Below are 12,747 nucleotides of genomic sequence, written 5' to 3'. Positions count from 1 at the left end.
TCTTCCGGCGGGCCCCTTCCTCAGGTGCTCACCCCGTGTGCACCTCCAGCGCCGTCCGCACCGCCGACTCCAGTGCCCCCTCGATCCACGCCGGTTTGACCGAGGTGTGGCAGCCCGCGAAGTGCAGACGGCCCTCGGCGGCCGGGATGTCGGGGAAGAGTTCCGTGTGCTGGCCCGGGAGGAGGACCGACGCCTCGCCGTACGCGTACGGGTCGCGCATCCAGGACTGCGTCTTGCCGACGCCCGTGTAGAAGACCTCGATGCGCTGCCCGTACACGTCCTGGACCCCGCCCAGCGCCCTCGGGTAGCGCTCCTCGTCCTCGAAGCAGTCCCACTTCAGCGCGTCGTCCGACCAGCTGTACGAGGCGAGGAGGACGCCGCCCCTGCTGCCCGGGACCGGGTGGGACGGCTGGAACATGAACCGGTTGGCGTTGTCGGTCACCGACCCGCCGCCCCTCACGTGTGCCGCCTCCGGCTGGTCCCGCTGGGCCACCCGGTGCGCCGCGTAGTGCACCCGCTGCCCCTGGGAGATGTGTCCGTCCGGTACGGAGGGATGGGCGCCGAGGAGCGACCCGTCGGCGGGCGCCCTGCCCCGCCGGTACTCCTCGTACAGGCCGGGCCGCACCGCCTCCAGTTCCCGCTTCCAGTCCTTCTCCTCGAACTCCCACCAGCGGCGCGAGAATTCGAGCAGTACCTTGGTCGCCGAGTCGTAGTGCAGCTCGGTGACCGCGCGCCGCTTGCCGTACGAGAGGGCCGGGGCGAAGGTGACGTGCCGCAGGCCGCTGAAGGGGACGGTCAGGACCACCTCGTCGCCGCTGAACGTCTCCTGGACCACGTCCTTGCCGCCCCGGCCCTCGGAGACGGTGTGCACGCTCACCCCGCGCGGCCCGTGCTCGACGCGCACCGCCCGCCGGTCGAGCCGGACCGCGTCCTTCACCCGCTCGTACAGTGCGTCGGTGAACGTCGCGGTGCCGCCGGGGAGTTCGTAGAACGCGGTGTCCGGGCTGATCAGCGCCGCGGACAGGAAGCTGTGCACGAAGCCGAGGTTGAGCCGGGAGGTGAGGTTCTCGACCGTGCCGATCAGGTCGATCGTGGCCTCGTCCAGCTTCGCCCGTTCCGTCAGGTAGCGGTTCATCGAGTGGTTGCCGTACGTCTCGAGGACCGTCGCCCAGCCTTCCACCAGGTCGGCGCCGGTCTTCCCGTCGATCAGCGCGCGGACGGGCGCGAGCGCGGCGCGCAGGATGTCGGCCGCGGGCTTGTCCTCGTACGCGGCGGGAACGCCGAAGGAACGATTCACCGCACGCGGGTTGCTCCGGTAGTCGGCCCGGCGCATCCGTACGCCATTGGTGTGGATCCAGGTGTGCAGGGCGGGCTTGCCGGACGCGTCCACGTCGGTGAGGTAGAAGCGGCGGCGCTTCAGACCGAGGGAGTCCAGGAGGCCGGTGACCAGCGGATGGCTGTCCGGGATGCGCATCGCACCCGCCTCGGCGTACTGCCGGGGGTCGGCGAACGGCTGCGCGGCCTTCTCCTGGCCGCCGGTCCTGAAGGTCTTGACCCGGCCGCCGACCCGGTTCCCGTTGGCCTCGATCACCGTGACCTTGTGCCCGGCCTGCTTCAGGAGGTGCGCGGCGGTCAACCCGGCCGGGCCCGCGCCGACGATCAGCACCTTCTTGGGGGCACGGCGGCTGCGGGGCAGGCCCTCGTCGAGGAGGACGCGGCGGTAGCGGGGGACCAGGGGCTGGTTCTCCGCGTCCAGGACGAGGATGGCGCGGGCCACGGCCCGGCAGACGTCCCGGGGCGCGGGGGCCGAGGAGGGCGGGTCCGCGAAGGTGGCGGCGACGGCCGTCGGGAGGGTGCCCGAGGGGGTGGGCAGGGCGAGGCTCGCGGCGAGCGCGGCGGTGCCGGTCGCCGCCATGACCGTACGCCGAGAGGGTGGTCTGTTCATGACTCTTACGTTCCGGGCCGGGGGGCGCGGGGCGGGCGCGAACACTCTCACGGATGGCCGCATTCACCCGTTTCGCCCAGCGGGCGGAGACCCGCTCCGCGTGCGGGCTCCGGTGACCTGCGGCAACGTGGACGGCGATCCGTATCCCCGTACCCCTGGGAAAGGCGAGACCGTGACCGACGGCGAGAGCACGTTCGACAAGCTCAAGGGCAAGGCCAAGGAACTGGGCGGCAAGGCCACCGGCGACGACCGGCTGGAGGCCGAGGGCCAGACCGACCAGCTCAAGGCGAAGGCCGAGGAGCTGGGGAACAAGGTCAAGGACAAGGTGGAGGGCATCAAGGACTCCCTCACCAACAACAAGAAGGACGACGGCGCCTGAGCGGTGGTGACCGGCTGACGGCGGGCCCCGGTGCGCGGACGCGTGCCGGGGCCCGTGCGCTGACGACCTCGGGAGCCCGTGCGCTCTTGCCCCCCGAGGCCGTTACTCCTGCGGGGCGGTCGGCCCCGGCACCCGCTCTTCCCGGTGCGCCGCCCAGTGGCACGCCACCTGCGGGCCCTCCCCGCGTGCGGGCAGCACCGGCAGCGGCCGGGTGCGGCACTGCTCCGCGACGCCCGCCGCCTCCGCCCGCCCCGAGGCGAGGATCTGGCACCGGGCGTGGAAGCGGCACCCGCCCGGAATCCGCGACGGGTCCGGCGGTTCACCGCTCAGCACGACCGGTTCCCCGTCCGCCTCGGGCAGTACGGACAACAGGGCCTGGGTGTACGGATGCTGAGGGTGCCTCAGTACGTCCTCCACCGTGCCCGACTCCACGATCCGTCCGAGGTACATGACCGCCACCCGGTCCGCGATGTTCCAGGCGAGCCCCAGGTCGTGGGTCACCACCAGGGCGGACAGGCCGAGTTCGTCGCGCAGCTTCAGCAGGAGCGCGAGGATCTCTCCCCGTACGGAAGCGTCGAGCGAGGCCACCGGCTCGTCGGCGACGAGGAGTTCGGGCCCCAGGACGAGCGCGCCCGCGATGACGACGCGCTGCCGCTGGCCGCCGGAGAGCTCGTGCGGGTACCGCAGGAAGAAGCGCTCGGGCGGCCGCAGCCCGGCCCGCGAGAGGGCCTCGGCGACGGCCTCGCGCTCGTCGCCCGCGTACCCGTGGATGCGCAGTCCCTCGGCGACGGCGTCGTACACCGTGTGCCGGGGATTGAGCGAGCCGCTCGGGTCCTGGAGGACCAACTGCACCCGCTTGCGGTACGCCTTGAGCCCGCGCGCCCGGTAGTCCAGTACGTCCCCGCCGAAGCGGACCTCCCCGGACGTGGGCCGCACCAGGCCGAGCAGCGCCCGCGCCAGGGTGGTCTTGCCGCACCCCGACTCCCCGACGAGCGCGACGATCTCGCCGGGCGCCAACGCCAGATCGACCCCGTCGACGGCCCGCGCGGGAGGAGCACCGCGCCGCCCGGGAAAGGTCACGTGCAGTCCCTGGGACGCCAGGATGGGCGTGTCGGCGGGGGCTTCGGCGGTGGTGGTCATGGGGCGGAAACTCCCTGAGGGGCTGCGGGGGACACGTGGACGCACGCCGCGTGGTGGTGAGGGGTGGCTGCACGGAGGGGCTGGTCGGTCGTCGGGCAGGAGTCCAGGGCGACCGGGCAGCGGGGGTGGAAGGTGCAGCCGGTCGGGAGCAGGGCGGGATCCGGGGGGTCGCCCGGGAGGCCGCGCGGGGCGCGGCGGGAGGACGGGTCGCCGATGCGGGGGAACGCGGCGGAGAGGGCCCGGGCGTAGGGATGGTGGGGGGCGGTGTAGACGGACGGGGCGGGGCCGACTTCGACGACGCGGCCCGCGTACATGACGGCGAGGCGGTCGCAGGTGTCGGAGAGGACTGCCAGGTCGTGGCTGATCATGAGCAGGGAGATGTGGTGGGTGGAGACCAACTGGTCGAGCAGGCGCAGGATCTGGGCCTGGATCATCACGTCGAGGGCGGTGGTGGGCTCGTCGGCGACGATCAGGTGGGGGTCGCAGGCGAGGGCCATCGCGATCATCACGCGCTGGCGCTGGCCGCCGGAGAGTTCGTGGGGATAGGCGTCGGCACGGGACGCGGGCAGGCCCACCTGTTCGAGGAGCTCGGTCGTGCGCTCGCGGACGGCGGCGGGGGTGGGGCGGCCGTGGATCAGCAGGGGTTCGGCGACCTGGTCGCCGATGCGGTGCACCGCGTTCAGGGAGTGCATCGCGCCCTGGAAGACGATGGACGCCCCGGCCCAGCGGACGGCCCGCAGACGGCCCCACTTCATGGTGAGGACGTCCTCGCCGTCGAGCAGGATCTCGCCGGTCAGGCGGGCGGTGGCGGGGAGGAGGCGCAGGAGCGCGAGGGCGAGGGTGGACTTGCCGCAGCCCGATTCGCCCGCGACGCCGAGTTTCTGGCCCGCGGCGAGGGTGAGGTCGACGCCTCGGACGGCGTGGACGTCCTTGCCGTACGTGACGTGGAGGTTCCTGAGTTCCAGGACGGGTGCTGTCGCGGGTGCTGTGCTCAACGGCTCGTTCCCAGCTTCGGGTTGAGTACGGACTCCACCGCACGCCCGCACAGGGTGAAGGCGAGCGCGACCACGGCGATGGCCAGTCCTGGCGGGGCCAGGTACCACCAGTGGCCCGAGGACACCGCGCCCGTCTCCCGCGCCTCCTGGAGCATGCCGCCCCACGACACGACGTTCGGGTCGCCCAGGCCCAGGAAGGCGAGGGTGGCCTCGGTGAGGATGGCGGAGGAGATCAGCAGGGTGGTCTGGGCGAGGACCAGGGGGACGACGTTCGGCAGGACGTGGCGGGTCATGATGTGGGCGTGCCCGCCGCCCAGGGCCTGCGCGCGTTCGATGTACGGGCGTGACTCGACGGCGAGCGTCTGGGCCCGTACGAGACGGGCGGTCGTCGGCCAGGACGTCACGCCGATCGCCAGGACCACCGTCCAGACGCTCTGCTCCAGCACCGTGGCCAGCACGATCGCCAGGACCAGGGCGGGCATCACCAGGAACCAGTCCGTGATCCGCATGACGACGGTCGCGAACCAGCCGCCGAAGTGCCCGGCGAGGATGCCGACGAGGGTGCCGATCGCGACGGAGAGCGCCGCCGCCATCAGGCCCACGGCGAGCGAGATCCGGGCGCCGTACAGCAGCAGGCCGAGCAGCGGGCGGCCGTACTGGTCGGTGCCGAGCGGGAAGCGGGAGCTGGGGGATTCCAGCGCCTTGCCCGGCGCGTTCGAGACGTTCTGCACGTCGCCGCCCGCCAGGAGCGGCGCGGCCAGCGCCATGGCCGCGATCAGGAGGAGCGCGGCCAGGCCGAACAGACCCGCCCGGTGCGTGCGGTACTGCGTCCAGAAGCGGGCGGCCGACTGCCGACGGCGTTTTTGGGCGAGGGAGCGCGCCGAGACCGGCGTGGCGTCGGTGTCCGGAGCGGGGGAGGCGTCCCGCGCGGGGTCGGCGTCCGGCGCGGGCGTGGATTCGGTCGTCGTCATCGGCCCACCCGGGGATCGAGCAGCGGATACAGGAGGTCGGCGAGGAGGTTCATCAGGATCATCGCTCCGGCGAACACCACGAACAGCCCCTGGATCAGCGGCAGATCGGGCACCGGGATCGCCTGGTAGAAGAGCCCGCCGAGACCCGGCCAGGAGAACACCGACTCCACCAGGATCGAGCCCGCCGCCACATGGCCCAGGTTGATGAAGACCATGGTGACCGTGGGCAGCAGCGCGTTGGGCACCGCGTGCTTGCGGCGGACGCGCGCGTCCCGCAGCCCCTTCGCCCGCGCCGTCGTCAGATAGTCGCTGCCCATCTCGTCGAGCAGCGAGGACCGCATGACCAGGAGCGTCTGCGCGTACCCGACCGCGACGAGGGTGAGGACCGGCAGCACCATGTGGTGCGCCACGTCCAGGACGTGCGCGAAGCCGGTCTCGGACCCGGACTGCATGCCGCCCGTCGGGAACAGGCCCGGAATCGGCCCGATCCCCACCGAGAACACGATGATCAGCAGCAGCCCCAGCCAGAACGACGGCACCGACCACAGGGTCAGTGCGATCCCCGTGTTCAGCCGGTCGCCGAGCCCGCCGTGCCGCCACGCCGTCCGGGTGCCCAGCCACAGGCCGATCGCGGAGTAGATCACCACGGCGGTGCCCGTCAGCAGCAGCGTCGCCGGGAACCTCTCCGCGATCAACTCGCCCACGGGCGCGTGGAATTGGTACGAGTCCCCGAGGTCCCCGGTGAGCGCCTTGCCGCAGTAGTCGAGGAACTGCTGCAACACCGGCAGGTCGAGCCCGAACTGCCTGCGCAGTGCGGCCAGTTGCTCCGGCGACACCGCACGGTTGTGCGTCATCGCCTTCACCGGGTCGCCCGGGATGATCCGGAACAGGAAGAAGCTGGTGACGAGTACGGCGAAGAGCGAGACGGCCGCGCCGCCCAACTTCCGCGCCACGTACAGCAGATACGCGGTCTTCGGCCCGGCGGCGCGGTGCGCGGGGCCGCCCCGCGACGGTCCGGTCCTCACCGGGCCGCCGCCGGGCTCCCGCACCACGGCGGGGGTGCTCGCCGCCGTCATGCGGTGCGGCTCGCGGGTGGGGGTGCGTACGGGCGCGTGTGCGTGTTCATGGTCGTCGCTCTCGGTTCGCTGGGTGCGGGGTGTCCGGCCGTACGGGACCTCGTCGCGGCCCTTGCCGTACGGGACCTACTCGCGGTCCTCCGCCGTGCCGCTCCGCCGTCGTACGGCGACGAAGGCGAGCACGGCGACCATCACGGCCGCGATCCCGATGATGATCCACACGGCGGGCGAGGGGCCGGTCCCCCCGTCCTGCGTGTCACCGGCGGCCGGCTCGGCCGACCACCAGCTCCAGTACCCGTCCTGGCCCCAGATGTTGCCCGCGGCCTCCGGCATCGTCTTGATCGACTTGATCTGGTCGGTGCGGTACGCCTCCACCGCGTTCGGGTAGACCATCACGTTCATGTACCCGGTGTCGTACAGCCGCGACTGCATCTGCTTGACCAGCTCCGCGCGCTTGGCCTTGTCGTACTCGACCGTCTGCTTGCCGTAGAGGTCGTCGAACTGCTTGTCGCAGATGAAGTTGTCGCTCTGGCCCGACGCGTCGGGCGTGGCGGGCAGCGCCGCGCAGGTGTGGATCGACAGGACGTAGTCGGGGTCCGGGTTGACCGAGTAGCCGTCGAAGGCGAGGTCGTACTCGCCCGCCATCCAGCGGTCCGAGACGTTGTCCAGGCACTCGACCTTCAGACCGATGCCGAGCTTGCCCCACCACTCGGTGAGGTACTTGCCGATCGCCTTGTCGTTGGGGTCGGTGGCGTGGCACAGGATGCGGAAGTCGAGCGGCTTGCCGTCCTTGCCGAGGCGCTTGCCCTCCCCGTCCTTCTTGTACCCGGCGCCGGAGAGCAGCTTGTCTGCCTGCGCCGGGTCGTACGCGATCCGCTGCTGGGCGGACGGCTTCCAGTGGTAGTCGGCGAAGCGCGGCGGGATGTAGCCCTGCCCCTCCACGGCGTGCCCCTGGTAGACCTTGTCGACGATGGCCTTGCGGTCGACGGCCATGAACAGGGCCTTGCGCACGACCGGATCGAGCAGCGCCGGATGACCGTCGCCGAACTTCTTGCCCGTCTTGTCCCGCGCTCCCGGGTTGGTGGCCAGTGCGAAGAAGCGGCGGCCCGGCGCGTCGTTGACCTTGATGTTCGCCTCGGACTTCAGCGACGCTGCCTGCGCGGGGGTCAGGCCCTGCACGAAGCCGACCTCGCCCCGGCGCAGCGCCGCGACGGCCGCGTCACCGTCCTTGTAGTACTTCATCGTCAGCTCGTCGAACTTCGGCGCGCCGCGCCAGAAGCTCTTGTTGGCCCTCAGCTTCACGTACTGGTCGGGCCTGTAGTCCGTGATGACGTACGGGCCGTTGCCGACGATCGGGAAGGTCTTGTCGTTGTTGAACTTCGAGAAGTCGCCGACCTTCTCCCACACGTGCCGGGGCACGATCGGCACGTCCAGCGCCGTCATCGTGGCCTGCGGCTTCTTCAGCTCGACGACGAGGGTCCGGGGGTCGGGGGCGGTGACCTTCTTGAAGTTGGCGGTGAAGCTGCCGTTCGCGGTGGCGGCTCCCTCGTCCGTCATCATCGTGTTGAAGGTCCACGCGGCGTCCTCTGCGGTGGCCTTTTTTCCGTCCGACCACGTGGAGTTGTCGCGGATCGTGTACGTCCACGTCAGCTTGTCGGGGGAGGGCTTCCACTCGGTGGCCAGGGCCGGGATCGTGTGCGCGTCCTTGACGTCGTAGTTCGTCAGGTACTCGTACACGAGCCGGTGAACGGTCGTACTGACGAGCTTCGTGGCCAGGAACGGGCTGAGCGAGTCCACGCTCTGCGTGACGGCGATGGTGAGGGACCGGGAGTCGGCCTTGGCCTGTGCCTGTGCCTGTTCCTGTGCGGGTACCTGGACCTTCGGCCCGGCTGCGGCCGTGGTCGGCGGGGTCGCGGCCGTGGCCAGCAGGGCGAAGGCCGCCGCGCCGGTCGCCAGGAGGCGTCGGGCGGCCCGGGAACGGCGGGCGGCCCGGGGGCGGGAGGGGGGCGGTGGCGGGGAGTGGGGGGTGGAGCCGGTCGTGGTGCCCTGAGTGTCCATGGAGGGAGCCCTCGCGTCGTCACTTGCGCGTCACTGGATCTTGCATCGGCGGAGTGGTGTGGCGAAGGTCTACCAGCGCCGTTCAGGACGTGTCAACGGCATGTCTACGGCGTGTCAACTGCCGTGTGGGCTGCGGGAATAGACGGCACGGAGAGGGTGTGCGCTCCCGGGAGGGCGGTTCGGGAGGGCGGGTGCGGGTGCGGCTGCGGACAGGCGGAGGGCCCGCAGCGCGGTCGGCGTGCGACCGTACTGCGGGCCCTCATTGGTCTATACCCTTGACGCCCTACTGCTGAGGGGCCGGCGGTGCCTGCGGAGGCTGCTGCTGGGGCCATTCGGCGGGCGGGGCGGCGGGGTGGTTCTCGGGGTCGGGCTGTCCCGCTTGAGGCATGGGCTGGGGCTGGGCGGCGTACGGGGCCGGTGCCTGGCCGGGGAGGGGCTGCGCCCCGGGGTGGCCCGGCTGACCCGGGGCCGGGAACTGGGTCTGGGGCGCGGGCTGACCGGGTCCGGTGAACTGGACCTGCGAGAACGGGGGCTGACCCGGCTGACCCGGCTGCCCGGGGGTCTGGCTCTGGTCCGGGTACGGGCCCTGCGGTGCCTGGGGCTGCTGCCAGCCGCCGGGGGACTGGGGCTGCTGCCACTGCTGAGCGGGCTGGGGCTGGGGCTGCTGGCCGGGCGCGAACTGGCCGGGCTGCGGGGCCTGTTGGCCGGGCTGACCGGGGTGACCCGGCTGCTCGCCGGGGTTGCCGGGCTGGGGCTGCTGCCAGTGCTGGCCGGGCTGGGGCTGACCGGGCTGCGGCTGACCCGGCTGACCGGGCTGGCCCGGCTGGGGCTGGGGAGCGTACGGCTGCTGGTACGGGCCCGGTACCTGCCCGGGGACCTGCTGACCCGGCATCGGCGGGGCCAGGTGCGGCGGCGGGTTGCCGTCCGCCGTCCACAGTCCCTGCGCCTGCTGCGCCCGTACGAAGTCCTCGGCGACCAGCGCGGAGAGGTGGAAGTACGCGTCGCGCGTCTTCGGCCGCATCATGTCGAGGTCGACCTCCGCGCCCGCCGACAGGTGCTCGTCGAACGGCACCACGACCACACCCCGGCAGCGCTGCTCGAAGTGCTGCACGATGTCGTCGACCTTCACCATCTTGCCGGTCTCGCGCACCCCGGAGATGACGGTCAGCGAACGCTGCACCAGCTCCGCGTACCCGTGCGCCGAGAGCCAGTCGAGTGTCGTGGACGCACTGCTCGCACCGTCCACGGACGGCGTCGAGATGATGATCAACTGGTCGGCCAGGTCGAGGACTCCGCGCATCGCGCTGTAGAGGAGACCGGTGCCCGAGTCGGTGAGGATGATCGGGTACTGCTTGCCGAGCACGTCGATCGCGCGCCGGTAGTCCTCGTCGTTGAAGGCCGTGGAGACGGCCGGGTCGACGTCGTTGGCGATGATCTCCAGGCCGGACGGCGCCTGCGAGGTGAACCGCCGGATGTCCATGTAGCTGTTGAGGTACGGGATCGCCTGGACGAGGTCGCGGATCGTCGCCCCGGTCTCGCGCCGCACACGGCGGCCGAGCGTACCGGCGTCGGGGTTGGCGTCGATGGCGAGGATCTTGTCCTGGCGTTCGGTGGCGAGGGTCGCGCCGAGAGCGGTGGTCGTCGTGGTCTTGCCGACGCCGCCCTTGAGGGAGATGACCGCGATGCGGTAGCAGGACAGCACCGGGGTGCGGATCAGCTCCAGCTTGCGCAGCCGCTCGGCCTCCTCCTTCTTGCCGCCGAACTTGAAGCGGGACCCGGCGGAGGGGTTGCGGCTGCTCTTGGGTTTCTGCTTGTTGTTGCGCAGGAGCCGCTCGGAGGACAGCTCGACGGCCGCCGTGTACCCGAGGGGCGCACCGGCGTGCGCGGCCTGCCGCTGGTCGGGCGCGACGGGGGACGGCCAGGCGGCGCCGGTCCGGGGGTCGACGGGGGAGGCGGAGGGCTGGGCCGGGGCTGCCGGGGCTTGAGGTGCCTCGGGCTGAGGGTGGGGCTGGGGCTGGGGCTGGGGTTGGGCGTGCGGCTGCTGTTGCTGCTGCGGTACGGAGGGCTGGGGTGCGGCCGTGCCGGGGTGGGGGAAGCCGTAGCCGCCCTGGGCGGGAGCACCCGGGGCGTCGGGCCCGCCGGGGTGGGGGAAGCCGTAGCCGCCCTGGGCGGGAGCACCCGGGGCGTCGGGCCCGCCGGGGTGGGGGAAGCCGTAGCCGCCCTGGGCGGGAGCACCCGGGGCGTCGGGCCCGCCGGGGTGGGGGAAGCCGTAGCCGCCCTGGGCGGGAGCACCCGGGGCGTCGGGCCCGCCGGGGTGCGGGAAGCCGTAGCCGCCTTGGGCCGGGGCGGGGGTGCTCGGGTCCGCAGGGGCTTCCGGGGCTCCGGGGATCGGCAGCGGCGCGGCCGAACCAGGGAATGGGTCACCGGAGTTGGCGGGCTGCGGCTGATGCTGCGGCTGCGGGAATCCGTACCCGCCGGGGCCTGCAGGGGTGTCGGGCGCGCCCGGGGCGGCGGCCTGCGCGGCGAACGGCGGCTGTGGGTGCACGGCCTCGGGTGCGACGGGCGCGCCGGGTACACCGGGTGCGCCGGGCGTGGCAGGGGGCAGGGCTGCCGGAGCCGCGCCGGGCGGGGGGAATCCGTACCCGCTCTGCGGTGTCGCGGGAGCGTCGGGCCGGGGGAATCCGTAGCCGCCTGCCGAAGCATCCGGGGCGGGGGCCGATGTGGGTGCGGGTGCGGGTTCCTGCGGGAACGGGGTCGGGCCCGAATCCGCGCCGGGCGCCGGCGGCGGGGGCTGAGCCCCGAACGAAGGCTCGGGGAACCCGCTCTGCGGAGCAAGCCCGGGGAGGGGCTGCGGCGCGCCCAGGCCCGGCTGCTGCGGTGCGGGGTAACCACCCTGCGGGGCAACGGAGTTGACGTCCGGCTGGGGGAATCCGTAACCGCCCTGCTGCGGCACCACGGCGTCCTCGGGGAATCCGGAGGAGCCCTGCGGGCGCTGCCCCGAGGTCTCGCTCGACGGTGCGGGCGCGGGCCAGGCGGACGGCACCGGTGCCGGAGCGGGCCACTGCGGGGCGGTGGAGGGCGCTGCGGGCCGGAAGGACGGCGGGAGCGGCGGCAGGTTGCCCTGTGCGGGCGCCGGAGAGGTCCAGGGCTGGAGGGCGGGGCCGCCGGAGGGCGGGGTGTCCTGCGGCTCGTCCGCACCGGAGAGGGCGGGCCGGTCCTCGGGGGCGTGCCCGGGTACGGCGTCGGTGATGCCGTCCTCAGGCGCCTCGGGTTCCTCGGATGCCGCAGGTGTCGCCGTACCGGAGTCGGCCGCCACGGCATCGGAAACGGAGCCGCCGAGCGCGAAGTCGTCCGCGTCGTGCTCCTTGTCCGTACGGGCGGAATCCGTGTCGGAATCCTCGGAGAGGAAGCTGTGGGGGACGGAATCGCGCGGGGCGTCGTCGTCCTCGTCGGGGGCGTCCAGCGTGAACGTGCTCGGCACGAGGTCGCGGGGCTCCTCGGAGTTTGCGGCGGAGTCCGTGTCGGAGGCCGCGTCCGCGTCCGGGGCGACAACTGCCGCGCCCTGCACGGAGGTTGAGCCGGGAATGTCGGACACCCCGGAAAGCGGCCCCTCGGTGGACTCGACGGAACTGGCGGAACCGGTGTCCGCTTCGGTTTCGGCTTCCGGCTCCGCACCCAGGGCCACAGCTGCTTGACCGTCACCGCCGTCGGCAGCCGTCCCGCCCGCCTGCGCCTCCTCCGCGGTGGCCAGCTCGGCCAGTTCCCGCTTCAGGGCGGCGGGGGAGAAGCGCATGGTCGCACCGCTCTCCAGATCCCCGTTCCCGAAGGCTTCCGCGACGCTCTCCGAAGAGGACGCCGAGCCCGAAGGAGAGGGCGCCGAGCCCGCAGAAGAGGGCACCGAGCCCGCACCCGCAAGGGCGGCAGAATCCGGGTCCGCGCCCGCCGCCTCCCCGGAATCCGCACTCGACGCGCCCGATGCACTCGACGCGCCCGACGCACCCGGCGAGCCCGACGCGCCCGACGCGCCCGACGCGCCCGCGTTCTGCGTGTACCAGGCGGGCGGGGTGTAGTCGATGGTGAACTCGCCCGTCCGGTCGGCCTCCGCGTCGGGCGACTCCTCGACGGGCGGGCTGACGGGCACGTTCCAGCCCTCGCGGATCTCGTCCCGCTCGCTGTTCACACT

8 protein-coding genes are annotated in these 12,747 nt (G+C 72.7%); 1 reads left to right on the top strand and 7 read right to left on the bottom strand.

The genetic code is table 11. From position 1 onward, the window contains the following. Positions 1–28: 28 nt before the first annotated feature. Complete coding sequence (locus tag OG897_RS20595) at positions 29–1,945, bottom strand: FAD-dependent oxidoreductase (protein WP_266658666.1); 1,917 nt, start codon at positions 1,943–1,945, stop codon at positions 29–31. Between the two features lie 172 nt (positions 1,946–2,117). Between OG897_RS20595 and OG897_RS20590 the strand changes: the two genes are divergently transcribed. Next, the gene (locus OG897_RS20590; protein ID WP_266658665.1) at positions 2,118–2,324 is read left to right on the top strand and encodes a CsbD family protein; all 207 of its coding nucleotides are present in this window, start codon (positions 2,118–2,120) and stop codon (positions 2,322–2,324) included. Positions 2,325–2,426: 102 nt separating this feature from the next. Here the strand turns inward: OG897_RS20590 and OG897_RS20585 are convergent, their stop codons facing one another. The 6 genes from OG897_RS20585 to OG897_RS20560 all read right to left on the bottom strand — a co-directional run bounded on the left by OG897_RS20585 (position 2,427) and on the right by OG897_RS20560 (position 12,744). Next, positions 2,427–3,464, bottom strand: coding sequence for an ABC transporter ATP-binding protein (locus OG897_RS20585; protein WP_266658664.1), 1,038 nt, complete (start codon positions 3,462–3,464; stop codon positions 2,427–2,429). Continuing rightward, positions 3,461–4,459 (bottom strand): ABC transporter ATP-binding protein, encoded by a 999-nt coding sequence (locus tag OG897_RS20580; RefSeq protein ID WP_266658663.1) that lies wholly within the window; start codon positions 4,457–4,459, stop codon positions 3,461–3,463. Before OG897_RS20580 ends, OG897_RS20585 begins: the two co-directional genes overlap by 4 nt. Further along, entirely contained in the window at positions 4,456–5,430 is a 975-nt protein-coding gene (locus OG897_RS20575) for an ABC transporter permease (RefSeq protein WP_266658662.1), read from the bottom strand. The genes OG897_RS20580 and OG897_RS20575 overlap by 4 nt, the downstream gene beginning before the upstream one ends. Next, positions 5,427–6,506, bottom strand: a complete 1,080-nt coding sequence (locus OG897_RS20570; RefSeq protein ID WP_266658661.1) for an ABC transporter permease — start codon at positions 6,504–6,506, stop codon at positions 5,427–5,429. The genes OG897_RS20575 and OG897_RS20570 overlap by 4 nt, the downstream gene beginning before the upstream one ends. Before the next feature lie 126 nt (positions 6,507–6,632). Continuing rightward, positions 6,633–8,564 carry an ABC transporter substrate-binding protein gene (locus OG897_RS20565; RefSeq protein ID WP_266658660.1) on the bottom strand — a complete coding sequence of 644 codons (1,932 nt, stop codon included), beginning with the start codon at positions 8,562–8,564 and terminating at the stop codon, positions 6,633–6,635. 283 nt (positions 8,565–8,847) lie between these two features. After that, positions 8,848–12,744 (bottom strand): SCO5717 family growth-regulating ATPase, encoded by a 3,897-nt coding sequence (locus OG897_RS20560; RefSeq protein WP_266658659.1) that lies wholly within the window; start codon positions 12,742–12,744, stop codon positions 8,848–8,850. Positions 12,745–12,747: the final 3 nt, after the last annotated feature.

The organism is Streptomyces sp. NBC_00237 (assembly GCF_026342435.1).
Taxonomy (GTDB): Bacteria; Actinomycetota; Actinomycetes; order Streptomycetales; family Streptomycetaceae; genus Streptomyces.
The sequence above is the reverse complement of the archived record's forward strand: the minus strand, read 5'-3'. Positions and strand labels throughout refer to the sequence as shown.

What these genes read in the sequence shown, in the direction of transcription:
- OG897_RS20595 (WP_266658666.1), bottom strand. Translation starts at nt 1,945, where the DNA reads ATGAACAGACCACCCTCTCGGCGTACGGTCATGGCGGCGACCGGCACC.
- OG897_RS20585 (WP_266658664.1), bottom strand. Translation starts at nt 3,464, where the DNA reads ATGACCACCACCGCCGAAGCCCCCGCCGACACGCCCATCCTGGCGTCC.
- OG897_RS20575 (WP_266658662.1), bottom strand. Translation starts at nt 5,430, where the DNA reads ATGACGACGACCGAATCCACGCCCGCGCCGGACGCCGACCCCGCGCGG.
- OG897_RS20570 (WP_266658661.1), bottom strand. Translation starts at nt 6,506, where the DNA reads ATGACGGCGGCGAGCACCCCCGCCGTGGTGCGGGAGCCCGGCGGCGGC.
- OG897_RS20565 (WP_266658660.1), bottom strand. Translation starts at nt 8,564, where the DNA reads ATGGACACTCAGGGCACCACGACCGGCTCCACCCCCCACTCCCCGCCA.